Source organism: Romboutsia maritimum (genome assembly GCF_002251085.2).
GTDB classification, from domain to species: Bacteria; Bacillota; Clostridia; order Peptostreptococcales; family Peptostreptococcaceae; genus Romboutsia_B; species Romboutsia_B maritimum.
The window spans coordinates 130594-155715 of sequence record NZ_NOJZ02000003.1 but is presented as its reverse complement, the minus strand read 5'-3'; the positions used below and the strand labels follow the sequence as shown (position 1 = coordinate 155715).

Sequence of the window (25122 nt, the reverse complement as noted above, 5' to 3'; positions counted from 1 at the left end):
GATTATATGCTAATATTTCATTAGTTGATGAATCTTTTATCGTAGATAGATAAGCCATTTTGCCATTGCCGTACGGCATATATGTAATATCAGTTAACATTATTTTACCAGGTATATTTTGTTTAAATTCCCTATTTAACTTATTTGGAACAACTCTATGTTCTTTCGTAGCCTTAGCCATGCGTTTGTATGGATTAGATTTACGTATTGGACAAATAATATTATACTTTCTCATTATTCTTTGGATTTTCTTTCTATTCATTATGACATTGAATTTATTCTTTAATATCATCTTTATGGTTCTAGAACCTTTCTTATATCCACGGTAATTAAATGCTTTTAGAATAATTTCTTTTGATTTAAGATCTTCATTTTCCATCATATCTCTAGCTTTAAAGTTTCTTAAAAAATTATAATAACCTGAAGTAGAGACATTAGCAATTTTGCATAAATGTCTCGTCATATTATAAAGTTTAAAGTCCTTAATTAAGTTTTGTATTAGCCTAAATATCATAGATGATGGTAATTTCTTATTTATCACCTGCCTTTCTTGCAGCTCGAGCTTTTTTATCAATTCAAGCTCCGCTTTAAGATACCTTATTTCAGCATCTTTTTTAGCAAGAACTTCTTCAATCGTTAAATCTCTATTAAGTGTTCTTCCTGAATTTAAAGTTCTAGTATCTTCTAAACCTAAAACGCCTTTATCCTTATATGCATTCCTCCATCTTCGACTAGCTGAATCTATACGCTTAATTCCAATTATATCAATATTAAATCCAGCATCTTTAAAAATTTTTCTCGAAGTTTTTCCATTTTCATATTCTGCAATAAACTGTAGTTTAAATTCATTAGTATAAGTTATCCCCTTAGAGGACACATTTTTTATATATTTATTTTTAGATAATTCTAGTATTTCTTGCTCTGTAAATATCTTTTTACTCATATTTCAATCACTCCTCAATTAATATTTTACAAAAAAAGACCCTATATAGATAGACACGTTTTTTCTCGTGTCCACTATATAGGATCCATTTTATTTTGGGATAGCTCTTTTTAATTAAATTTTCAAAGAATAAATAAAAAATAATAGTTTACAAATTTACATATATGAAAGGGTTTATTAAAGAATTTATTGAATTTTTTAAGTATTAAATTAGATTAAAATATAAATAAAAGTCAAATTAAGTAAAAATTATATTCATACAACGCTATTCATTAAGTTATTTGCATAAGCAAAAAATCATATAATTAAAATTAATTCTTAAAATCTAATAATGTAATTCATAAAAATTATTATATTTTTAATAAGTAATTTTTTGAATAAATATAATTACTAAATTTAGTTTTAGTAATCAAAATTAAGTTAAGGGGGAAAGAAATGGAAGATAAAGTTCTAACTGTCTGTCCTTATTGTGGAGCAGGGTGTCAATTATATTTAGTAGTAAAAGATAATAAGATTATAAAATCAGAGCCTGCTAACGGTAGGACTAATGAAGGTAATTTATGTTTAAAAGGACATTATGGATGGGATTTTTTAAATGATCCTCAAATTTTAACATCAAGATTAAAAAAACCTATGATAAGAAAAAAGGGAGTTTTAGAAGAAGTAGAATGGGAAGAAGCTATAAGTTACACAGCACAAAGATTAAACGAAATTAAAGAAAAATATGGACCAGATTCTATTATGGGTACAGGTTCAGCCAGAGGACCTGGAAATGAAGCTAATTATGTAATGCAAAAATTTATGAGAGCTACAATAGGAACAAATAATGTTGACCATTGTGCTCGTGTTTGACATGCCCCATCAGTAGCCGGTCTGGCTTACTCATTAGGTAGCGGAGCGATGTCTAACTCTATACCAGAAATAGAAAATTCAGATTTATTATTTGTATTTGGGTATAATGGAGCAGATTCACATCCGATAGTAGCAAGAAGAATTATAAGGGCAAAGGAAAAGGGAGCAAAAATAATAGCAATAGACCCTAGAGTAACTGAAACAGCAAGAATTTCTGATATGCATTTACCTATAAAAGGTGGGACTAATATGATATTAGTTAATGCTTTTGGAAATGTTTTAATTGAAGAAGAATTGTATGATAAAGAGTTTGTTGAAAAACATACTCAAGGATTTGATGAATATAAAGAAATAGTAAAAGAATATACACCAGAATATGCTGAGAAGTATACAAATATTCCTGCAGATATGATAAGAAAAGCAATGAGAGAATATGCAGGAGTAAAAGATGCAATGATACTTTATGGAATGGGTGTATGTCAATTTGGTCAGGCTGTTGATGTTGTTAAGGGATTAGCATCGCTTGCATTATTAACAGGAAACTTTGGTAGAGAAAGTGTTGGAATAGGACCAGTTCGTGGGCAAAATAATGTTCAAGGAGCTTGTGATATGGGTGCTCTTCCAAATGTATACCCAGGATATCAGAGTGTAGAAAATAATGAAATAAGAGAAAAATTTGAAAAATCGTGGGGAGTTAAATTATCACCTAATAAAGGGTATTCTTTAACTGAAGTACCGAGATTAGTATTGAAAGAGAAAAAACTTAAAGCGTATTATATATTTGGAGAAGATCCAGTACAAAGTGATCCAGATGCTAAAGAAGTAAGAGAGGCATTAGATGAACTTGAGTTTGTAATAGTTCAAGATATATTTATGAACAAAACTGCTCTTCATGCAGATGTAATACTTCCAGCTACATCTTGGGGAGAACATGATGGAGTATATTCATCAGCAGATAGAGGTTTCCAACGAATGAGAAAAGCTATCGAACCAACAGGGGATGTAAAACCTGACTGGCAAATAATAAGTGAAATATCTACTGCTATGGGATATCCTATGAAATACAATAACACAAAAGAAATATGGGATGAATTGAGAATTTTATGTCCTAGCTTCAAAGGAGCGACATATGAAAAGATAGCAGAGCAAGGTAGTGTTCAATGGCCTTGTAGAGATGAAGGAAAAGAAGATAAAGGAACAATGTATTTATACGAGGGAGAAAAATTCTCAACTCCGAATGGAAAAGGAAATTTATTTGCAACAAAGTGGAGACCACCAATGGAATTAGAAGATGAAGAGTATCCTTTCAGTTTATGTACAGTTAGAGAAGTTGGTCATTATTCAGTAAGAACTATGACAGGTAACTGTAGAGCGCTTAGCGCACTAGAAGATGAGCCGGGATACTTACAACTTAATTCTGAAGATGCATGTAACTTAGGCATTGAGGATGATGAATTAATAAGAGTAAGCTCAAGAAGAGGAAGTGTATTAACTAGGGTTTTAATTACAGATAGGGTAAAAAAAGGAGCAACATACATGACTTATCAATGGTGGATAGGAGCATGCAATGAACTTACTATTGCAAATTTAGACCCAATATCAAAAACACCTGAATATAAGTATTGTGCAGTTAAAGTTGAAAAAATAGAAAATCAAGAATGGGCAGAAAAATTTATAAAAGAGGAATATAAAAAAATAAAAGAAAAGATGTTAGTAAAAAATGTATAGAAAGTAAGAAAGGCATAAAACAAATGAAAAATATATATTCCTCAAAAAATAAAGAAAAAATAGATGAAATATATAAACAAAGTCAGTTGATTGATTATAAATATAAAAATTATTTTAAAGTTCCAATAGTAAAAATAGAAGAAAATAATATAAATAATGTAGAAGAATTTATAATATCTGAATATCCTTTAAGTTTTATTTTAAATGATAAACATATAAATACATTTTTATGTACTCCATCAAATCTAGAAGAACTTATAGTTGGATTCTTGGTTACTAAAAGATATATAACAAAAAAAGAAGATATTATGAGTATTGAAATAGATAAAGAAAATAGGGTTTCATATGTTAAGACACAAAAAGAAATAGATGTAAAAGATGAAGAGATTCTATTTTTAAATTCTTTAGATTATATATCTTATAAGCCTATAACAGATAAAAATAGTATAGATATAGAAACAATATATGAAATAATGCAAAAAAATCTAACATCATCAAAGTTGTTTAAAGATACTGGTGGAGTACACAGTGTAGCTATCTTTGACAAAGATAAAGAAATTATAATTTGTGAAGATGTAGCAAGACATAATGCTATGGATAAAGCTATAGGTTATTGTATATTAAATGATATTAATTTAGAAGATAAAGTAGTTGTTGTTAGTGGAAGAATATCTTTAGAAATGATATTAAAATCATCTCAGGTAGGAGTACCAATAGTCATATCAAAATCAGCTCCAACAAATTTATCAATAGAAATTTCTAAGAAATTAAATATAACGCTTATAGGGTTTGTACGTGGAAGAAGGATGAATATTTATACAAATTCTTATAGAGTAGAAACAAAGTAAATCTATAAATATATGAGATATAGAAAGGTGGGGGGACTATGAAAGATAAATTAGGATCATTTGTAATTGCAGACCCTAATAAATGTACTGGATGTAGATCATGTGAAGTAGCATGTTTCACAATGCATAACAAGGAAAACAAAGTAGCTTATACAGTTGGAACAGTAGAAATTCCAGTAATTCCTAGACTTTATTTAGTTAAGGATGATAAATTTTGTATGCCAGTACAATGTAGACATTGCGAAGATGCACCGTGTTTAAATACTTGCCCAGTAAAGGCTATTAAAAGAGAGAATAATATTATTTCTGTTGTTGAAGAAAGGTGCATAGGATGTAAAACTTGTTTACTAGCATGTCCTTTTGGAGCTATAGATTTATTACCACAATATAAAGATGGAAAAGAAGTTGAACAAATAGGAATAGATGATAGTAATAAAATGGCATACAAATGTGACTTATGTAAACAAAATAATAAATTAGCTTGTGTAGAAGCATGTCCTCAAGAAGCATTAAAACTTGTTACCCCTATGGATGATAAAAAGTCTAAGAACAAACAGGCTGCACTTAGTCTATTAATGACCAATAAATAAAGATAAAGGGGGGAAAATAAAAAAATGATAATAAGTATAGATAAAGATTTATGTACTGGATGTAGAGAGTGTAGTAAGGTCTGTCCAGTGGATGCTATTGAAGGAGATCAAGGGAAACCTCAACAAATTAACACGGACAAATGTATATTATGTGGACAGTGTATTCAAACATGCAAATCATATGCATCTATAATAGATGAGGGATTTGAATTTATTGAAAATAAAAGAGATGAGAGAAATTTACCAAAATCAGTAAAAGAACCTATATTTGCAGCTTTCAATGTTTGCGATGTAGAAAGAGTTAAAAAGGCTATAAGTAATCCAAATTTAATTACAATGGTTCAATGTGCACCTGCTGTAAGAGTAGCTATTGCAGAAGAATTTGGATATGATTTAGGATACTTAACACCTGGAAAGATGGCTGCAGCTTTAAGAAAATTAAATTTTGATAAAGTTTATGATACAAACTTTGCAGCAGATTTAACTATAATGGAAGAAGGCAGTGAATTAATAAAAAGAGTTACAGAGGGTGGAAAATTACCTATGTTTACATCTTGTTGTCCTGCATGGGTTAAATTCCTTGAAGAAAATTATCCAAAGTTGACCGATCATTTATCTTCTTGTAAATCACCTCAGCAAATGGAAGGGGCAATGATTAAAACTTATGGAGCGCAAATAAATAATATAGATGCGAGTAAAATTTATAGTGTGTCTATAATGCCTTGTACATGCAAAAAATTTGAATGTGACAGAGAAGAAATGAATTCGAGTGGATATAAAGATGTAGATGTAGTTTTAACAACAAGAGAACTTGGGTACTTAATAAAAGATATGAAAATAGATTTTTCAAATTTGAAAGAAGAAAAATTTGATAGTCCTTTAGGTACTTATTCAGGAGCAGGAACTATATTTGGTGTGACCGGTGGAGTTATGGAAGCAGCTATAAGAACAGGGTATGAGCTAATAACAAAAGAAAGTATACCTAATGTAGAGGTAGTTCAAGTTAGAGGAGAAGATGGATTTAGACAATCTATAATAAAAGTAGGAAAGTTGAATTTAAGAGTAGGAGTAGTTAGTGGACTTAAGAATGTAATACCGTTATTAGAAAAACTTAATTGTAAAGAATTAGAATTAGATTTTATAGAAGTTATGACATGTCCAGTTGGTTGTGTAAGTGGCGGAGGCCAGCCAAAACTTTTATTAGAAGAATATAAAAAAACTGCATATGAAAATAGAATAAAAGCAACTTATGCTCATGATTCAAACTTGGAAATAAGAAAATCACATGAAAATCCTGATATACAAAAAATTTATGATGAATTTTTAGGAGAACCTTTAGGTGAAAAATCTCATCATTTACTTCACACTAAATATGCTATAACAAAGGAAGTGGTAAAATAATGAATTACTTTGTTATTGCGAATCCAGATAAGTGTATAGGTTGTAGAACTTGCATGATAGCTTGTGTTGTGGCTCACTCAGAAGAAAATATATTTTATAAAGCACCAGATACTATAAATTTTAATCCTAAGTTAGATGTTATAAAAACTAATAAAGTAAGTGCGCCTATACAATGCAGACATTGTGAAGATGCACCATGTGCAAAGGTATGTCCTAATAAAGCTATAAGTAAAATAGATAATGTTATTAAAGTAGATGAAAAAAAATGCATAGGATGTAAAACTTGTATGATGGCATGCCCAATAGGAGCGATAGATTTAGCAACTTTAGGCATATCAGATGAAAATAAATTTTACTTTTCAGAAAAAATGGTAGCAAATAAATGCGATTTTTGTATATCATCTGAGGAAGGTCCAGCTTGTGTAAAAGTATGTCCTACTCAAGCGTTTAAAATAGTTAAGGAAGATGATATTGATATATCTGTAAAAGAAAGAAGAAAATTAGCAGCAGTAAAGATGGAATAAAACAAAGGGATTGTCTCGAAATTATTATATTTTTGAGACAGTCCCTTTAATTAATTATATTTTAATTTATAAAATAAAAATATTTGTGATGTTTAGTTTTAAACATCTGAAAATGTGGTAAAAGTTAAAGTATAAAAATGCAAAAGGATAGGGGATAAATATATGTCGTTTGAAAAAATTAAAAATATAAATGAAAATAAAGTATATGATAGAAATTGTATAATGATAGTGAACTTTAATAAGAAAGAATCAGTTTTAATAAAAAATATAAGTAATCTTATAGGAATAAAAGACCATATATTTTTACAATCTAATAATGGAAAAAGTTTAATAAAAGATATATTGAGTAATGAAGTTTTAGATGATTATGAAGATGGTATGAAAAATAAAGCCATAATATTTAATAATATAGAGCACGCTAGAATAAATTCTTTTTTAGAAAGCTTGAAAAAAATGAGAGTTAACAGACCCCTTACAGCGGTGGTTACAGAAACTTCTATAGATTGGACATTAGATAACTTAATTAAAAATTTAGTAGAAGAACGTAATGCTATTAAAAAAGGTAAATTTGTTGAACATAAGTAAGCACTAATATCATATCACTATGTATTTATTTGTAACATTTAAATAATTATAAAATTATTTAAATTAATGAAAAATATAACATCAATAAACTTATGAAAATTGGATAAAATAATATTAAATAAATGTATGTAGCACCTCATAGTATTAACATCATAGCATCTTACATTTATTTTAATATAGATTTAGTCCTTCAAATACAATTGTATATTTGAAGGACTTTTTATTTTTTATTTAAAAAATGTGAATTACATATATTTAATTGTATTATAATAATATTACATAAATTTTGGATTTACATACATGAGGTGAGAAAATATGAGTATTGAAAATAGAATAAACGAACTTATAGATTTAATAAATTATCATAATGAAAAGTATTATAATCAAGATGAACCAGAAATAACAGATATGGAATACGATGATTTAATGAAAGAACTAATGAAATTAGAAGAAGAAAATCCAAATTTAAAAAAGGTAAATTCTCCAACAAATAGAGTGGGAGGAAAGCCATTAGATAAATTTGAACAAATAGTTCATAAAATACCAATGTTAAGCTTATCGAATGCGTATTCTTCTCAAGATTTAAAGGATTTTGATAAGAGGGTTAGAGGTGCAGTTAGCGGACACGTTGAGTATGTAGTCGAATTTAAAATAGATGGATTATCAGTAGGTCTTACATATGAAAATGGAGTATTTGAAAAAGGAGCTACAAGAGGGAATGGTATCATAGGAGAAGATATTTCAAAAAATCTTATGACTGTAAAAAGTATTCCGTTAAAGATAAAAGAAGATAATGAATTAGTTGTAAGAGGGGAAGTATATATATCAAAGGAAAATTTCAAAAAAGTAAATGAACAACAAGAAGAAATGGATCTTCAATTATTTGCAAACCCAAGAAATTTAGCAGCAGGATCGCTTAGACAATTAGATTCAAAGTTAACAGCAAAAAGACCACTAGATATATTTATATTTAACTTAGAGCATATGGAAGATAATAATTTTAAAAGTCATAGTGAATCATTAGAGTTTTTAAAAGAATTAGGATTTGAAGTAAGCCCAAATTATAAAATATGTAAGGATATAGAAGGTGTAATAGAGCATATTGAATATTGGACTGAAAATAGAGGAAATCTAGGATTTGAGATAGATGGAATGGTTATTAAGGTTAATAATTTAAGTCAAAGAGATGAAATGGGATTTACTGCAAAAAGTCCAAGATGGGCAATTGCATACAAATTCCCAGCAGAAAAGAAAAAAACAAAAATTTTAGATATAGTTGTAGAAGTAGGAAGAACAGGTACAATAACTCCTACTGCCATACTTGAACCAGTTAGACTTGCAGGTACTACTGTAAGTAGGGCAACTTTACATAATGAAGACTACATAAAACAAAAAGATATAAGAATCAATGATATTGTCTTAGTTCAAAAAGCAGGAGATATTATTCCTCAAGTTTTAGAAGTTATAAAAGAAGAACGTAGTGGTGAAGAATCAGAATTTAATATGCCTAATAGATGCCCAGTTTGCTTAGAACCTACACTAAGAATAGAAGGGGAAGCTGCTGTTAAATGCATAAATATGTCATGTCCGGCACAAATAAGGAGAGGCATGATTCACTTTGTATCGAGAGATGCAATGAATATAGATGGATTAGGGGAATCTATAATAACTTTATTATTAAATCAAAAAATAATACAGGATGTAGCTGATTTATATTATATAAACAAGGAAGATGTAATAAATTTAGAAAGAATGGGTGAAAAATCCGCTCAAAACTTAATGAAATCAATAGAAAAATCGAAAAAAAATGATTTATGGAGACTTATAAATGGATTAGGAATTAAATATGTTGGAGTAAAAGGTGCTAAAATATTGGCAAGTAATTTTGATGAATTAGATAGTATCATTAATTCAAAAGTAGAAGATTTAATTAATTTAGAAGAATTTGGAGATATAATGGCAAACAGCGTTTTTGAATTCTTTAAAGAAGAAAAAAACTTAAATGTAATAAATAAGCTGAGAAATGTAGGCGTTAACACTAAATCTCTAAAAGAAAAAAATTCAGATGTGCCTAAGATATTTGAAGGTATGAAGATTGTTTTAACAGGTACTCTTCCTACTTTAAAGAGAAATGATGCTAAAGAAATTATAGAATCGAGAGGTGGAAAATCTACTTCTAGTGTTAGTAAATCTACTACGTTTGTCTTAGCTGGAGAAGAGGCAGGTTCAAAGCTTACAAAAGCAAATGAATTAGGAGTTAAAGTTATTGATGAAGAAACTTTTTTACAACTATCAAATTTAGATTCAAAGGAAGAAGTTCAAAGCAAGTTGTAATTATGTAGAAAATAATTTGAAATATATGTTAAAATTATCTGATGAATTAAAAATATATATGTTAAAAAAATTTAAATGATAGGGTACAATAGTAGAGTTGCCTTAATATAAATTTAAAAGTAAAACATTAAGAGAGGTAGAAGTATGGAGAGAATTAATAAAAGAAAAAATAATCAAATAAGAGAAGTAAAAATTACTAGAAATTATACGAGATATGCTGAAGGATCAGTACTTATAGAAATGGGAGAAACAAAAGTAATATGTACAGCTTCAATAGAAGATAGAGTACCTCCATTTTTAAGAAATACAGGTACAGGTTGGATAAATGCAGAATATTCTATGCTACCTAGAGCAACTCATCAAAGAAAAATAAGGGAATCATCTAGAGGAAAAATTGATGGAAGAACTCAAGAAATACAAAGATTAATAGGAAGAGCGATAAGATCTGTTGTAGATTTAGGTAAAATAGGAGAAAGAACTATTTGGGTTGATTGTGATGTAATTCAAGCTGATGGAGGAACAAGAACAGCTTCTATAACAGGTGCATTTGTAGCAGTAGTAGATGCAATTTACAAATTATATAAATCTAAAGTTATAAAAGAAATACCTATAAGAAACTTTGTATCAGCAATTAGTGTAGGTATTGTAAATAAAACTCATATGCTAGATTTATGCTATGAAGAGGATTCTAATGCACAAGTTGATATGAATATAATAATGACTGATGCAGGAGAATTTGTTGAAGTTCAGGGGACAGGAGAAGAAAGACCATTTTCAAAGGAAGATTTAAATTTACTTTTAGAACTTGGAGAAATAGGAAATAAACAACTTATAAAAGAACAAAGAAGAGCATTAGGGGAAATTGCTGACGAAATACTAGGCATGGAATATGGTGATGAAGTTGTTATAGCTACTAATAATGCTCATAAATTAGAAGAAATAGGAGCTATACTTAAAGATTTTGATTATACGATATATTCATTAAAAGATGTAGATTTAGGTGGAATAGAAATAGTTGAAGATGGAAAAACATTTGAACATAATGCTCTTATAAAGGCTAGAACGATAGCAAAGAAAACAAATTTAATAGCAATTTCAGATGACTCAGGTTTAGAAGTAGATGCTATAGGTAAAAAACCTGGAGTTTATTCAGCTAGATTTGCAGGGGAAAATGCAACAGATGAAGAAAATAGAGAAAAGTTACTTAAAATGATGAAAAATATACCTATGAGTCAGAGAAGTGCAAGATTTGTTTCTGCTATAGCTGTTGTATTCCCTGATGGGAAAGAATTTGTTGTAAGAGGAACTTGTGAAGGTTTTATAGGATTTGAAGAAAAAGGAAAAAATGGATTTGGATATGATAGCTTATTTATAGTTAACGAGTATGATAAAACTTTTGGAGAGATACCTAGTTCAGTTAAAAATTCTATAAGCCATAGAGCAAATTCTTTAAAACTAATGAAAGAAGAGTTCAAAAAAAGGGTAATAAGATAATGAAAATTGGAGTTTTAAGTGATACACATAACGCAAAAGTATATATAGATAAAGTAATACCATACTTAGAAGAATGTGATTTAATAATTCATGCTGGAGATAATTTTTCAGATTCTAAATACATACACAATATGACGAATATAGACATAATGGCAGTAAAAGGTAATTGTGATTTTGATAATGTAGAGGAAGAATTATTTTTTGAAGTTGAAGGAAAAAATATATTTTTATGTCATGGAGATACATATGATATTAAATATGGTATGGGAACAATAGAAAGTAGAGCAAAAAAAATTGGAGCAGATATAGTTGTATTTGGTCATACTCATATGCCTACGAATATAGAAAAAGATGGAATACTATATATAAACCCAGGTAGTTTAGCACTTCCTAGAGGAGTGGATTATAGGAGCTTTCTAATACTTAATATTGAAAAAGAAAAAATAAATTTAGAAGAAGTTAGAATATAGATTAATTAAAGTAAAAAGTGGTATTAATTAATTAGATAAAGAGAAAGATTAAAATATACATTAAAAAATATAAATATTTTAAAAGATATATTGCATTGTACATGATTAAATAGCTATAATTAGCAGTAAGTATTGAAATTGAGGCAAGACTTGTAAATAAAAAAACTTATGTGATATAATTAAGTAGTTAAACTATACGTAAAATGGATTTTAATTCCATTTGCAAATCATTACATAACGATATGAGGAGGAATAAGTTAATGAAAGCAGAATTAATAAAAAAAGAAGGCAACAAAGTGACTTTTAAGTTAACTGTAGATAATAATAAATTTGAATCAGCAGTAAATAAGGCTTACAATAAAACTAAGGGGAAATACAACATACCAGGGTTTAGAAAAGGGAAAGCTCCAAGAGTTGTAATAGAAACTCAATACGGAAAAGGGGTATTCTATAATGATGCTATAGATATGTTATTCCCAGAAGTTTATCCAGAAGCTATAAAAGAATTAAATATAGACCCAATAGATAGACCAGAATTAGACATAGAAGAAATAAGCAAAGACAATGGATTAGTTATATTAGGAACTGTTGAAGTTAAACCAGAATTTGAATTAGGTTCTTACAAAGGTATAGAAGTAGCTAAAGTTGACAATACTGTAAGTGAAGATGAAATAACATTAAGATTAGAAGAAATGAGAAATAAAAATGCTAGAGTATTAAGCGTTGAAGATAAAGCTTTAGCAAATAATGATACAGCTGTTATAGACTTTGAAGGGTTCGAAAGTGGAGAAGCTTTTGAAGGTGGAAAAGGTGAAAACTATAGTTTAGTTATAGGATCAAATACATTTATACCAGGATTTGAAGAGCAATTAGTAGGTAAAAAAGCTGGAGAAGAATTAGAAGTTAACGTTACTTTCCCAGAAGAATATCATGCAGAAAATTTAGCTGGAAAACCAGTTGTATTTAAAGTTAAGATAAATGATGTAAAAGTTAAAGAATTACCAGAATTAGATGATGAATTCGCAAAAGATACTAGCGAATTTGATACTTTAGCACAATTAAGAGCTGACGTAAGAGCTAAGGCTGAAGAAGAAGCTGTAAAAAAAGCTGAAGCTGAAATGAGAAACGCTATAGTTGAAAAAGTTGCTGCAAATACAGAAATAGAAATACCTAAAGCTATGGTAGAAAGTCAAATAGACAATATGTTAATGGAACTTAACTACCAATTACAATACCAAGGATTAAATTTACAACAATTATTACAAATGACTGGTAGAACTATAGAAGAGTTAAGAGAAGAAAGAAGAGAAGATGCTGAAAGATTAGTTAAGTCATCTTTAGTAATAGAAGCTGTAGCTAAAGCTGAAAATGTTGAAGTAAGCGATGAAGAATTCAATGCAGAATTAGAAAATTTAGCTACTATGTATAAAATGGAAATGGATAAATTAAAATCTTCTTTAAGAGATTCTGATATGGAAGATATAAAAGGTCAAATAAAAATAAGAAAAACAATAGACTTATTAGTTGAGAGTGCAAATATAGCTTAATTTTTACAGTAGCCTATTAAGGCTACTGTAAATTATATATAGAAATAGAAAGATATAAAGGGGGGCATGATTCATGGCATTAGTACCTGTAGTTGTAGAGCAGACAGGAAGAGGAGAAAGATCTTACGATATATATTCTAGATTATTAAAAGACAGAATAATATTTTTAGGAGATGAAGTAAATGATGCCACAGCAGGTCTTGTTGTAGCTCAGCTATTATTTTTAGAAGCTGATGACCCAGATAAAGATATATATTTATATATAAATTCACCAGGCGGTAGTATAACATCAGGTATGGCTATTTATGATACAATGCAATATATTAAACCAGATGTAAGTACTATATGCATAGGAATGGCTGCTTCAATGGGAGCATTTTTATTAAATGCAGGAGCTAAAGGAAAGAGATTTGCGTTGCCTAATAGTGAAATAATGATACATCAACCTTTAGGAGGAACTAAAGGTCAAGCAACAGATATAGAAATACATGCTAAGAGAATAGTTAAAATAAAACAAACTTTAAATGAAATATTATCAGAGAGAACAGGTCAACCATTAGAAAAAATTCAAATGGATACTGAACGTGATAACTTCATGAGTGCACAAGAGGCTAAAGAATACGGCTTAATAGATGAAGTAATTACAAAGAGACCGTAGAGAGGAAGAGGTGCTTAATATGTCAAAATATGAAGATAAAAGACAGTTAAAATGTTCATTCTGCGGCAAAACCCAAGAACAAGTTAGAAGATTAATTGCAGGTCCAAATGTTTATATATGTGATGAATGTGTTGAACTTTGCGATGAAATTATTCAAGAAGAAATAGAAGATACTATAGAAGAAGATACTACATCATTACCTAAACCTAAGGAAATGATGAATATATTAAATGATTATGTAATAGGTCAAGAAAAAGCAAAAAAATCTTTATCTGTAGCTGTTTATAATCATTATAAAAGAATCTATAGTAAAAAAGTAAATAGTAAAGATATAGAAATACAAAAAAGTAATATACTTTTATTAGGACCGACAGGTTCAGGAAAGACATTATTAGCTCAAACTCTAGCAAAAACATTAAATGTACCTTTTGCAATGGCTGATGCTACATCTTTAACAGAAGCAGGATATGTAGGAGAAGATGTTGAAAATATACTTCTAAAACTTATTCAAGCAGCCGATTTTGATATAGAAAAAGCTGAGAGAGGGATAATATATATAGATGAGATAGACAAAATAGCTAGAAAGTCTGAAAATCCATCTATAACTAGAGATGTTAGTGGAGAAGGAGTTCAACAAGCACTTTTAAAAATATTAGAAGGTACTGTTGCTAACGTTCCACCACAAGGAGGAAGAAAACATCCTCATCAAGAGTTCTTAAAAATAGACACTACTAATGTATTATTTATATTAGGAGGGGCTTTCGATGGAATAGAAAAAATAATTCAAAAACGTGGTGGAGAAAAAACACTAGGTTTTGGAGCTAAGATAGAAAGTAAGAAGGAAATGGATTTAGGTAAAATATATGCTCAAGTTCTTCCTGAAGACTTATTGAAATTTGGTATAATACCAGAGTTTATAGGTAGAATACCTGTATTAGCGACATTAGAATTATTAGATGAAGATGCATTAATGAGAATATTAAAAGAGCCTAAGAATGCTTTAGTAAAACAATACAAAAAATTACTTGAAATAGATGAAGTCGAATTAGAATTTGAAGAAGATGCTCTTCGTGCTATAGCTAAAAAGGCTATAGAAAGAAATACAGGAGCTAGAGGACTTAGAAGTATTGTTGAGAACATTATGTTGGAAAGTATGTACGAAGTTCCTTCTAGAGATGACGTAAAAAAAGTTATAGTAACAGCAAAATGTGTAGATGGAGATTCAGAGCCTGTTATAGTACTTAAGGATCAAGAAGAAAGTGCATAACATAATGAAAAAAAGGAGCTTTAAAAGCTCCTTTTTTAGTCTAAAACAAAAACTATATCTTTAATATATTTTTATTTATGAACCTGGTTTAATAATATAACGAAAATAGTATTAAAAGTGACATTAATATTATAAGATGATAAAATGAGGTTAAAATATAATAATAAGTATGTATTAATGTTGAAAATTAGGTTTTGTAAATATATAATATATAAAGTGATAAAATCTAGCACTTTAAGGAGTGATAATAGTGGAACAGAATTATACTAAAATAGAGCATGAATTACCGCTAATTCCACTTAGAGGATTAGCGATATTTCCATATATGATACTAAACTTTGATATAGGAAGAGACATATCACTGAAAGCTTTAGATGAAGCTATGTTAGGAGAAGAGTTAATATTCTTAACATCTCAAAAAGAAGCAGAAGTAGATGAGCCTACAGAAGAAGATTTTTATCATGTTGGAACTATATGTAAAGTTAAGCAAATGATAAAATTACCAGGAGATACAGTACGTGTGTTAGTTGAGGGTATCTCAAGAGGAAAAGTCAAAAATATAGAGCAAGAAGATGGTTACTTTAAGGCTGTAATAGAAGAAATAGTTTTTGATGAAGAAAATGCAGAAAAAGATGCTGAAATTGAAGCATTTGTTAGAAATGTTTTTGATGCATTCGAAGAATACATAAATATTGGAAATAGAGTATCTCCAGAAATACTAATATCATTATCAGACATAGATAATGTAGATAGATTTATAGATACTATAGCATCAAACATATACTTAAAATCTAATCAAAAGCAAGAAGTATTAGAAGAATTTGATATTAAAAAAAGATTAGAGTTAATATATACTATTTTATTAGAAGAAATAGATATATTAAAAATAGAAAAGAAAATTACACTTAGAGTAAAAAAGCAAATGAATAAAGTCCAAAAAGAATATTATCTAAGAGAACAGCTAAAAGCTATTCAAAAAGAATTAGGCGATGAAGAAGATATAAACTCAGAAGCAGAGGAATATAGAGAGAAACTAAAAAAAATAAAAGCGCCTAAAGAAACTAAAGAAAAAATAGGAAAAGAAATAGATAAATTCTCTAGAATTTCACCGATGTCTCCAGATGTTTCAGTTATAAGATCATATTTAGATATGATATTCTCATTACCATGGAATAAAGAAACAAAAGAGAAGTTAGATATAGCTAAAGCAGAGGAAATATTAGATAATGATCATTATGGATTAGAAAAAGTTAAAGAGAGAATATTAGAATATTTAGCAATAAGAAAATTATCTAAATCTCTTAAAGGACCTATAATTTGTTTAGTTGGCCCTCCAGGTGTAGGTAAAACCTCTATAGCTAAATCAATATCTAATGCACTAGGTAAAAAATTTGTTAGAATATCTTTAGGTGGAGTTAGAGATGAAGCTGAAATAAGAGGGCATAGAAGAACATATGTAGGGTCTATACCAGGTAGAATAATAAATGGAATAAAAGAAGCTCAAACAAAAAATCCTGTTTTCTTATTAGATGAAATTGATAAGATGGCAGCTGATTATAAAGGAGATCCTTCTTCAGCTATGTTAGAAGTTTTAGATCCAGAGCAAAACAAAGATTTTGTGGATCATTACTTAGAAGTTCCTTTTGATTTATCAAAAATATTATTCGTTACAACAGCAAATAGCTTAAGTACAATACCAAGACCATTATTAGATAGAATGGAAGTTATAGAAGTAAGTGGATACATAGAAGAAGAAAAGCTAAATATAGCTAAGAATTATCTATTGCCAAAACAATTAAAAGAACATTCTTTAAAAGAAGATTTTATAAAGATGGATGATTCAGTTATAAGAGATATAATAAATTATTATACTAGAGAAGCTGGAGTTAGAACATTAGAAAGAACTATTGGAAAGATATGTAGAAAAGTAGCTAAGAAATATGTAGAAGATTCTTCAATAAAAGAAATAGTAATAACTAAAGAAAATTTAGAAAAATATCTTGGAAAAGATAAATATAGATATGAATTAGTAGGAGACAAACCGGAAATAGGGTTAGTAAATGGACTAGCATGGACTGCAGTAGGTGGAGTAACTCTTACTGTAGAAGTAAATGTGTTAAAAGGTAAAGGACAAATTGTATTAACAGGACAATTAGGAGATGTAATGAAAGAATCTGCTAGAACAGCAATATCTTATATAAGATCTATAGCGGATCAATTTGATATAGATGCAGATTTTTATCAAAATACAGATATTCACATACATATTCCAGAAGGTGCAGTGCCAAAAGATGGTCCATCTGCAGGTATAACTATGGCTTTAGCAGTAATATCAGCATTAACAAAGAGACCTGTAAGAAGTAATGTTGCCATGACTGGTGAAATAACACTTAGAGGTAGAGTTTTAGCTGTTGGTGGAGTAAAAGAAAAATTATTAGCTGCTCATAGAGCAGGAATAAATAAAGTATTACTTCCTAAAGAATGTGAAGCTGATTTAGATGAAATACCTGAAAATGTAAAAGAAAAAATGGAGTTTGTTCTTGTTGAACATATGGACCAAGTACTAGAACATGCATTAATAAGGAATGGTGAAGATAATGAAAATTAGAAGTTCGGAAATAATCACTAGTGCTGTAAATAAATCTCAGTATCCAGTTGATGGAATACCAGAAATAGCATTAGTTGGAAGATCAAATGTAGGAAAATCTTCTACAGTAAATACGTTATTAAATAGGAGAAATTTTGCTAGAACAAGTCAAACACCAGGAAAGACTAGAACTATAAATTTTTATCTTATAAATAAAGAATTTTACTTCGTAGACCTTCCAGGATATGGGTATGCCAAAATATCTAAATCTGAAAAAGAAAAATGGGGAGGAATAATGGAGAGATATTTACAAGATAGAGAAGAGCTATGTGCTATTTTCTTACTTGTAGATATTAGACATGAACCTACAGCTGATGACAAACTGATGTATGAATGGATAAAACACTTTGGATATAATTGTGTAGTTATAGCAACTAAAGCAGATAAGATATCTAGAGGGCAATATCAAAAGCATATAAGTATAATTAGAAAAAAATTACAAATGGAAAAAGAAGAAAAAGTAATTCCTATTTCCTCATTAAAAAAGACAGGGGTAGAAGAAGTTTGGAATGAAATTATAAGCCAGTATAATCAACATGGATATGAAATAACGGTTGATTAATAATAAAAAGTATTATAATTTTACAAGAATAGCTGAAATTAGAAAAAAATCTAATTTCAGCTATTTTACTTATGAGATAAAGACAGAATATTTTGGGAATTTACTTAAATCTTACTAAAAATTTAGTGAAATATATATAAATAATGAATATTATAGGGGCGGTGCAAAAATGAGTCAAAATAATAATAAACAAACTTTAAGAAAGTCAATAGGTTTAAGTGCAGCTTTATCTACAGTAGTAGGAATGTTAATAGGATCAGGTGTTTTCTTTAAGCCTCAAGCGATATATACTTCGACAAATGGAGGTCCAGGATTAGGATTATTAGCATGGCTAATAGGAGGTCTAGTAACTATTGCTGCAGGTCTAACAGCAGCAGAGGTATCAGCTAGTATAGTTAAACCAGGTGGGATGATGGTATACTTAGAAGAAATTTATGATGAAAGAATAGGTTTTTTAACAGGATGGATGCAAAGTATATTATTTATACCAGCTATTTCAGCAGCATTAGGAATAATATTTGCACAAGAAGTAGTAAATTTACTAGGAATACAAAATAATATATATATAAAATTAATTGCTATAGCAATTATAGTATTTATAGCTTTATTAAATTCACTAGGAGCAAAATTTGGAGGAAGTATACAAACAATTTCTACTGTGTGTAAATTATTCCCATTAGCTATAATAATTGTTTTTGGGTTTATAAAAGGTGATTCATCAACTGGAATCATAACGCCGTTTGTAGGAGAGGGAACAAATTTAGTAGAATCAATTTCTCAAGTATTAATAGCTACTTTATTTGCATATGATGGATGGATATATGTAGGAGCATTATCAGGAGAGATGAAAAATCCATCTAAACATTTACCTATGGCTATAGTTGGAGGTATTTCTATAGTTATGTCTGTTTATTTAATTATAAATGTTGCATATTTAATGGTAGTACCTGCATCAGAAATGGCATCAGTAAGTGCTCCAGCTACATTAGCTGCAAAACAAATGTTTGGAAGTTCAGGATCTAAAATAATAAGTGTAGGAATTTTAATATCTGTATTTGGAACATTAAATGGATTTATCTTAACAGGTGGAAGAATACCTTATATAATGGGATGCCAAAATAGAATACCTTTCTCTAGAGCATTCTCTAAGTTAAATAATAATGCTGTTCCTTTAAATGGAACTTGGTTAATTGTAATATTAGCGATATTGTATTCGATATCAGGTCAATTTAACTTATTATCTGATTTAGCAATATTTACGATATGGATATTCTATACTATGTTATTTATAGGAGTTATAAAACTTAGAAAGACAAGACCAGAAATGGAAAGACCATATAAGGTGCCTTTATACCCAATAATTCCAATGATAGCAATTATAGGAGGTGTATTTATAGTTATAAGTACACTTATAACACAAACACAGAATGCAATCGTAGGAGTAGTGATAACTTTATTAGGATTGCCTATATATGAGTATATGAGAAAAAAATCTGCGAAAAAACTAGATGGTGAAAAATCAGCTTAATATAAAGAATCAAAAAGAGTATCGATTTTAATCGATACTCTTTTTGATTCTTTATTAATGTAAAAAGTTTATAATAAAAAATAACATAATAGCTTATATTTTTAGCAAGAATTAATAAAATATTAATGGAAATACTTAATTAATATGTAGTAATTAAAAAAGTAAGGAGTAACAAATTTATCGATTAATTAATATCTTATTAATATAGAAAAAATGTAAGGGGGCAACAAAATGGAAGGTAAAAAAAGGAAAATATTTCCGGGAGCAAATTCCTCAAAGGGTTCTTATCCACTTTTTGACAACATAATACCTAAAAATGTTAATAGAATTTTTTGTTTAAAAGGAGGTCCTGGAGTAGGTAAATCATCGTTGATGAAAAAAATAGGAAAAGAATTTATAGAAAAAGGTTATGATGTTGAATTATTTTATTGTACATCAGATCCAAGTTCATTAGATGGAGTCTTAATAAAAAAATTAGGAGTAGTGTTATTGGATGCAACAGCTCCTCATATTGTCGATCCTAAAAATCCTGGAGCTATTGATGAAATAGTAAACTTGGGCAATTATTGGGATTTAGAGGAACTAGTAAAAAGTAAAAATGAAATAGTAAAGTGCAATAAAGAAATAGGAGATAGTTTTAAAAGGGCGTATAGATTTTTAAAAGCTTCAGAACCTATATATTGTGATATAGAAGAAAAATATAAAGATTGTATGGATTTTGGCAAAATAAATGAATTAACTGAAAAAATTATAGACGAGTTATTTAGAAATATAAATAGTACAGGAGAATATATAAAAGAAAGACATTTATTTGGAACCGCTATAACTCCTATTGGATGTATAGATTATACAGACAGTATTTTAAGTCAAGTAGATAAAGTACACTATTTAAATGGAGAAATTGGAACTGGGCGAACTACTTTTTTAAAGAAAGTATATGAGAAAGCAGTTGAAAAAGGCATGTGTGTAGAAGTTTACCACTATCCACTTATACCTGAAAAAATAGAAACTATATTAATTAAGGATTTAAATTTAGGAATTACAACTAGTAAAATATTTGAAGGAAATAATGAAATTAATTTAAAAGAGTGTATAAATAATAGTAAATTAATAAACTATGAAAAAGATATAAATTTTGACAAAAATATTTTTGATGAACTTATAAGCTATGCTATTTTAAATTTAAAAAGAGCTAAAGCTCAGCATGATGTAATAGAAAATTACTATATTCCAAATATGAAATTTGATGAAATAGAAGAATTAAAAAATCAATTAATTAAGAGAATTTTAAAATATGAAAAGTAAATAATTACTAAGTAAGAGAGTTATCTAAATTATTTATATTTTAGATAACTCTTTACTTGTATATAAAAATAACCTTTATATAGATATTTATTGCAAATAAGATTAAAATGAATATAAAATGATCTAAAAAATTAATTATAAAAAAGGAAAATATAGGGAGTAAGATGTATGAAAAAAAAGTATATGTTGATAATACTAGTGAGCCTAATATTAGGGATACTGATAGGGATAGTATTTAGAGATTATAAAGCTAATAAAAATGACTATATAAGTAAAGATGATTTAATAAAAAAAGAAAAAAAAGTTACAAGTAAATCTATAAAAAAATTAAGAAAGGAAAAAGAAAATTTAGATTCGCAAATAGAAAATTTAAATAAAGAATATAATGACTTAGATAAAGTAAAAAAGGTACAAAAGTTAAAGGAAATTTTATCTTATACAGATGTAAAGGGTAAAGGATTGACATTGAAAATAGATGCTATAGATGAGAAAACAGGCAATATATCAAATTTTATAGATTACAACAAAATACTAATTAATATAATAAATGAATTAAAAATAAATGGAAGTAAATACATATCTATAAATGAACAAAGAATAAATCAGTATTCTGAGGTAGTGTTAGCAGGAAGTCATATTAACATAAATTCTACACCAATAGCACCACCATATGAAATTAAGTGTATAGGTGATATTGAAAAATTAACTAATTATATGAATAAAGGAAGTGGTTATTTAAAAAACATACAAAGTAATTATCCTATAAAGGTAGACTTAAAAATTAATGATGACATAGTAATAAATAAATTAGCTATATCTAATAAACTTAAATATATGGAGGATGAGGAAGATAATATTAGAGGAAAATAACTTGACTATGTTAATTCCGGAAAAATTAGCAAGAAAATATAGTGTATTTCCTATAGAGATAAAAGATGATAATTTAATAGTTGGAATAGAAAAAGAAAACATATATGCTATGCAGGATTTAAAATTAGCTACAGGTATGAATATTATATTTAATACTCAAAGTGAACAGACTATAAACGAAAAAATAGAAACTTATTATAATAATACTATTAAATTAGATGAGGATTATGCAAGAAAATTATTTGAAAAAATTTTAAAAAAAGCAGTAGAAGAGAACTCAAGCGACATACATATAGAACCATTTAAAGACTATTTAAAGATAAGAATGAGAATAGATGGAGAATTAAAAGAAATTTCAAGATTTTTAATAGAATTATATTCTCCACTATCTTATGTAATAAAATTAGCAGTATCTATGGATATTACTGAAAAAAGATTACCTCAAGATGGAAGAGTTGATATTAAACTGGATGATAGATTTATAGATATTAGAGCTTCATCTATACCAACTGTTTACGGAGAAAAAATTGTATTAAGAATACTTAATAGAGAAAAATTTTTAAAGAATAAAGAAGAATTAGGTTTTTCTAAAGAAGCAGTAAATTTAATAAAAAGAATAATAAACAAGAGATCAGGTATATTGTTAGTTACAGGTCCAACAGGAAGTGGAAAAACAACCACTGTATATTCTATATTAAATGATTTGAAAAATATAAGTAAAAATATAATGACTATAGAAAATCCTGTAGAATATAAGATGGATGGAATAAATCAAATTCAAGTAAATAATAAAATCGGATTAACCTTTGAAACAGGTCTTAGATCTATATTAAGACAAGATCCAGATATAATTATGGTAGGAGAAATAAGAGACATAGAAACCGCTCAAATAGCTGTAAGAGCAGCTATAACAGGTCATTTAGTGATAAGTACAATGCATACAAATGATTCAATATCATCTATAGCAAGACTAATAGACATGCAGATACCTCCATATTTAATAAATGCATCTTTAATAGGTGTAATATCTCAAAGATTAGTAAGGAAAGTGTGCAATAGTTGTAGCCATGACTTAATAATAAAAGATGATTTTGATGGAGAGGTTAGTACAAAAGTAGCTGTAGGATGTAAAAAATGTAATGGAAAGGGATACTATGGAAGAACAGCAATATATGAAATATTAGAAATAAATGATGAAATAAGAAGTTGCATAAGAAACATGAATGATTCTAAAACTATAAAAGAAATTGGAATAAGTAATGGAATGATAACTTTCGAAGAAAGCTGTAAAAAAATAATAAATAAAAACATAACTACATTAGAAGAGTGTATGATGTTAAATGAAATCTTATAAATGTGTAGTTTATGATACTTATAATATTCGAAAGGTTATTAAATTTAATTTAGAATCAAAAAATGACATAGTTGAGTATGCAAATAATAATAATTTAAAAATTGTATCTATAAAAGAAAATCAAATAATAAAAAAAGGTAATAAATTAAAAGATAAGGAAATAAAAATACTTTGTAAAGAAATGAGTATATTACTCAGATCAGGATGTGAATTCACAAAGCTATTATATATATTAAAAAAGCAATCAAAAAGAAAAATTAGTAATTTATTAAGCAATATATCTAGTTATATTCAAATAGGAAATTCTATAACAGAATCATTTCAAAGAACAAACATATTTTCTAAATTCTTTATGAGCATAATTAAAGTAGGAGAGGTTAGTGGTAACTTAGATAAAGTTATGGACAATCTATCTTATTATTATAGTAAAGAACATACACTAAAATCTAAAATAAAAACAATATTAATATATCCTATAATACTGATAATAATTTCTATAATATCTATGTTATTTGTATTGACATCAATAATACCAAGCTTTCAAACTATATTTACAAATAACAATATATCACCACCGTTATTCACCAAAATATTAATAAACATATCTATATTCTTAAAGAATAACTTAAGATATGTAATAATTTCAATCTTAATGCTAAATATATTTATTTTTTATACTTTAAAAACAAATAAAAAATTAACATATTTAGTTAATAAATTAAAAATAAAAGTACCATTTATAAAAGACATAACACAACTTGTGACTACAACTAGATTTGCTAGAACTTTATCAATACTCACGAGTAGTGGAATACAAATTATAGATGCAATTAATATATCTGCAGGTGTTATAGATAATAATTTTATATATGAAAGAATTATGAAAGCAAGTGATTCTATAAAAAAAGGTCATAAAATTGGAGAGTCTTTAAACTTGGCAAATGTATTTCCTGAATTATTTATATCTATGATAAATATAGGTGAAGAAAGTGGAAGACTAGAAGAGAGTTTAAATACAATAAATGAATTTTATGAGAATGAGTTAGATATAAAAATACAGCAAAGCATGAAATTAGTAGAACCTGTAATTACTATAATTATAGGGGTAATCATAGGTGCATGTATTATAGCAATGGTTATGCCTATGTTTGATGCGGTAATGGCTGTATAAATAGGAGGTAAATTATGAAAAAAATAAACGAAAAAGATAAAAAAAGAAGAGGTTTTACTTTAGTTGAAATGGTTATGGTAGTAACTATATTAGGAATATTATCAAGTGTAGCATTAGTTAAGTATGAAAAGGCTCAAAAAAATGCACAATTAAATGCAGACTATATTACTGCTTCAAATATTGCAACAGCAACAATAATGGCTTTAAATGAAGAAGCTATTACTCCAGGAGATGGTGGGAATATAGATTTAAACGATCTTGAAAAGAATGGATATTTGTCAATTGTACCAAAAGCACAAAGTAGTAAAAATGATTTTGTAGTTAAAGTAGATAAAACAGATGAAAATGGGAAAAAAGAGGATTTGGTAAAGGTAACGTTGGATGAAAAATCATTTTATCCAAAAGTTATCGAAAAGAATAAAAATTAATAATTTAAGTTTTTTT

21 protein-coding genes are annotated in these 25122 nt (G+C 27.9%); 20 read left to right on the top strand and 1 reads right to left on the bottom strand.

All coding sequences use genetic code 11. From position 1 onward, the window contains the following. The coding region (locus CHF27_RS03645) for an HTH domain-containing protein (protein WP_115975894.1) at nt 1-943 on the bottom strand (943 nt) is incomplete at its 3' end. A 435-nt stretch (nt 944-1378) separates the two neighbouring features. On the opposite strand from CHF27_RS03645, the gene fdhF reads away from it, so the two are divergent. From fdhF to CHF27_RS03545, 20 genes are all read left to right on the top strand, one after another. Further along, a complete protein-coding gene (gene fdhF / locus CHF27_RS03640; RefSeq protein WP_095405676.1) occupies nt 1379-3523 on the top strand; it encodes a formate dehydrogenase subunit alpha in 2145 nt (714 codons plus the stop codon). Nucleotides 3524-3546: 23 nt separating this feature from the next. Beyond that, the gene (gene fdhD / locus CHF27_RS03635) at nt 3547-4371 is read left to right on the top strand and encodes a formate dehydrogenase accessory sulfurtransferase FdhD (RefSeq protein ID WP_199533604.1); all 825 of its coding nucleotides are present in this window, start codon (nt 3547-3549) and stop codon (nt 4369-4371) included. A 38-nt stretch (nt 4372-4409) separates the two neighbouring features. Further along, entirely contained in the window at nt 4410-4961 is a 552-nt protein-coding gene (locus CHF27_RS03630; RefSeq protein ID WP_095405675.1) for a 4Fe-4S dicluster domain-containing protein, read from the top strand. Between the two features lie 24 nt (nt 4962-4985). Beyond that, nucleotides 4986-6362 carry a [FeFe] hydrogenase, group A gene (locus CHF27_RS03625; RefSeq protein ID WP_095405674.1) on the top strand — a complete coding sequence of 459 codons (1377 nt, stop codon included), beginning with the start codon at nt 4986-4988 and terminating at the stop codon, nt 6360-6362. After that, on the top strand, nt 6362-6886 hold the full coding sequence (locus CHF27_RS03620; RefSeq protein ID WP_095405673.1) for a 4Fe-4S dicluster domain-containing protein: 525 nt from the start codon (nt 6362-6364) through the stop codon (nt 6884-6886). Before CHF27_RS03625 ends, CHF27_RS03620 begins: the two co-directional genes overlap by 1 nt. Nucleotides 6887-7048: 162 nt before the next feature. Beyond that, nucleotides 7049-7471 carry a DUF3783 domain-containing protein gene (locus tag CHF27_RS03615; RefSeq protein WP_095405672.1) on the top strand — a complete coding sequence of 141 codons (423 nt, stop codon included), beginning with the start codon at nt 7049-7051 and terminating at the stop codon, nt 7469-7471. A gap of 315 nt (nt 7472-7786) precedes the next feature. Further along, nucleotides 7787-9805, top strand: coding sequence for an NAD-dependent DNA ligase LigA (gene ligA / locus CHF27_RS03610; RefSeq protein WP_095405671.1), 2019 nt, complete (start codon nt 7787-7789; stop codon nt 9803-9805). Between the two features lie 144 nt (nt 9806-9949). Next, nucleotides 9950-11299: a ribonuclease PH gene (gene rph, locus CHF27_RS03605; protein WP_095405670.1), complete on the top strand. Its 1350-nt coding sequence runs from the start codon at nt 9950-9952 to the stop codon at nt 11297-11299. Beyond that, nucleotides 11299-11769: a metallophosphoesterase family protein gene (locus CHF27_RS03600; protein ID WP_095405669.1), complete on the top strand. Its 471-nt coding sequence runs from the start codon at nt 11299-11301 to the stop codon at nt 11767-11769. The genes rph and CHF27_RS03600 overlap by 1 nt, the downstream gene beginning before the upstream one ends. A gap of 260 nt (nt 11770-12029) precedes the next feature. Beyond that, on the top strand, nt 12030-13316 hold the full coding sequence (gene tig, locus CHF27_RS03595) for a trigger factor (protein ID WP_095405668.1): 1287 nt from the start codon (nt 12030-12032) through the stop codon (nt 13314-13316). Nucleotides 13317-13389: 73 nt separating this feature from the next. Next, nucleotides 13390-13974 (top strand): ATP-dependent Clp endopeptidase proteolytic subunit ClpP, encoded by a 585-nt coding sequence (gene clpP / locus CHF27_RS03590; RefSeq protein WP_095405667.1) that lies wholly within the window; start codon nt 13390-13392, stop codon nt 13972-13974. A 19-nt stretch (nt 13975-13993) separates the two neighbouring features. Further along, nucleotides 13994-15241 (top strand): ATP-dependent Clp protease ATP-binding subunit ClpX, encoded by a 1248-nt coding sequence (clpX, locus tag CHF27_RS03585; protein WP_095405666.1) that lies wholly within the window; start codon nt 13994-13996, stop codon nt 15239-15241. Between the two features lie 250 nt (nt 15242-15491). Continuing rightward, on the top strand, nt 15492-17849 hold the full coding sequence (gene lon / locus CHF27_RS03580) for an endopeptidase La (protein ID WP_095405665.1): 2358 nt from the start codon (nt 15492-15494) through the stop codon (nt 17847-17849). Further along, entirely contained in the window at nt 17839-18450 is a 612-nt protein-coding gene (gene yihA, locus CHF27_RS03575; RefSeq protein WP_095405664.1) for a ribosome biogenesis GTP-binding protein YihA/YsxC, read from the top strand. Before lon ends, yihA begins: the two co-directional genes overlap by 11 nt. Before the next feature lie 169 nt (nt 18451-18619). Next, a complete protein-coding gene (locus CHF27_RS03570; protein ID WP_095405663.1) occupies nt 18620-19978 on the top strand; it encodes an APC family permease in 1359 nt (452 codons plus the stop codon). Nucleotides 19979-20209: 231 nt separating this feature from the next. Then, nucleotides 20210-21283: a PRK06851 family protein gene (locus CHF27_RS03565; RefSeq protein ID WP_095405662.1), complete on the top strand. Its 1074-nt coding sequence runs from the start codon at nt 20210-20212 to the stop codon at nt 21281-21283. Between the two features lie 168 nt (nt 21284-21451). Beyond that, nucleotides 21452-22153, top strand: a complete 702-nt coding sequence (locus tag CHF27_RS03560; protein ID WP_095405661.1) for a DUF881 domain-containing protein — start codon at nt 21452-21454, stop codon at nt 22151-22153. Continuing rightward, nucleotides 22125-23507: a GspE/PulE family protein gene (locus CHF27_RS03555; protein WP_095405660.1), complete on the top strand. Its 1383-nt coding sequence runs from the start codon at nt 22125-22127 to the stop codon at nt 23505-23507. Before CHF27_RS03560 ends, CHF27_RS03555 begins: the two co-directional genes overlap by 29 nt. Beyond that, nucleotides 23494-24678, top strand: a complete 1185-nt coding sequence (locus CHF27_RS03550) for a type II secretion system F family protein (protein ID WP_095405659.1) — start codon at nt 23494-23496, stop codon at nt 24676-24678. Before CHF27_RS03555 ends, CHF27_RS03550 begins: the two co-directional genes overlap by 14 nt. Nucleotides 24679-24692: 14 nt before the next feature. Continuing rightward, nucleotides 24693-25106, top strand: a complete 414-nt coding sequence (locus CHF27_RS03545) for a type II secretion system protein (protein WP_095405658.1) — start codon at nt 24693-24695, stop codon at nt 25104-25106. Nucleotides 25107-25122: the final 16 nt, after the last annotated feature.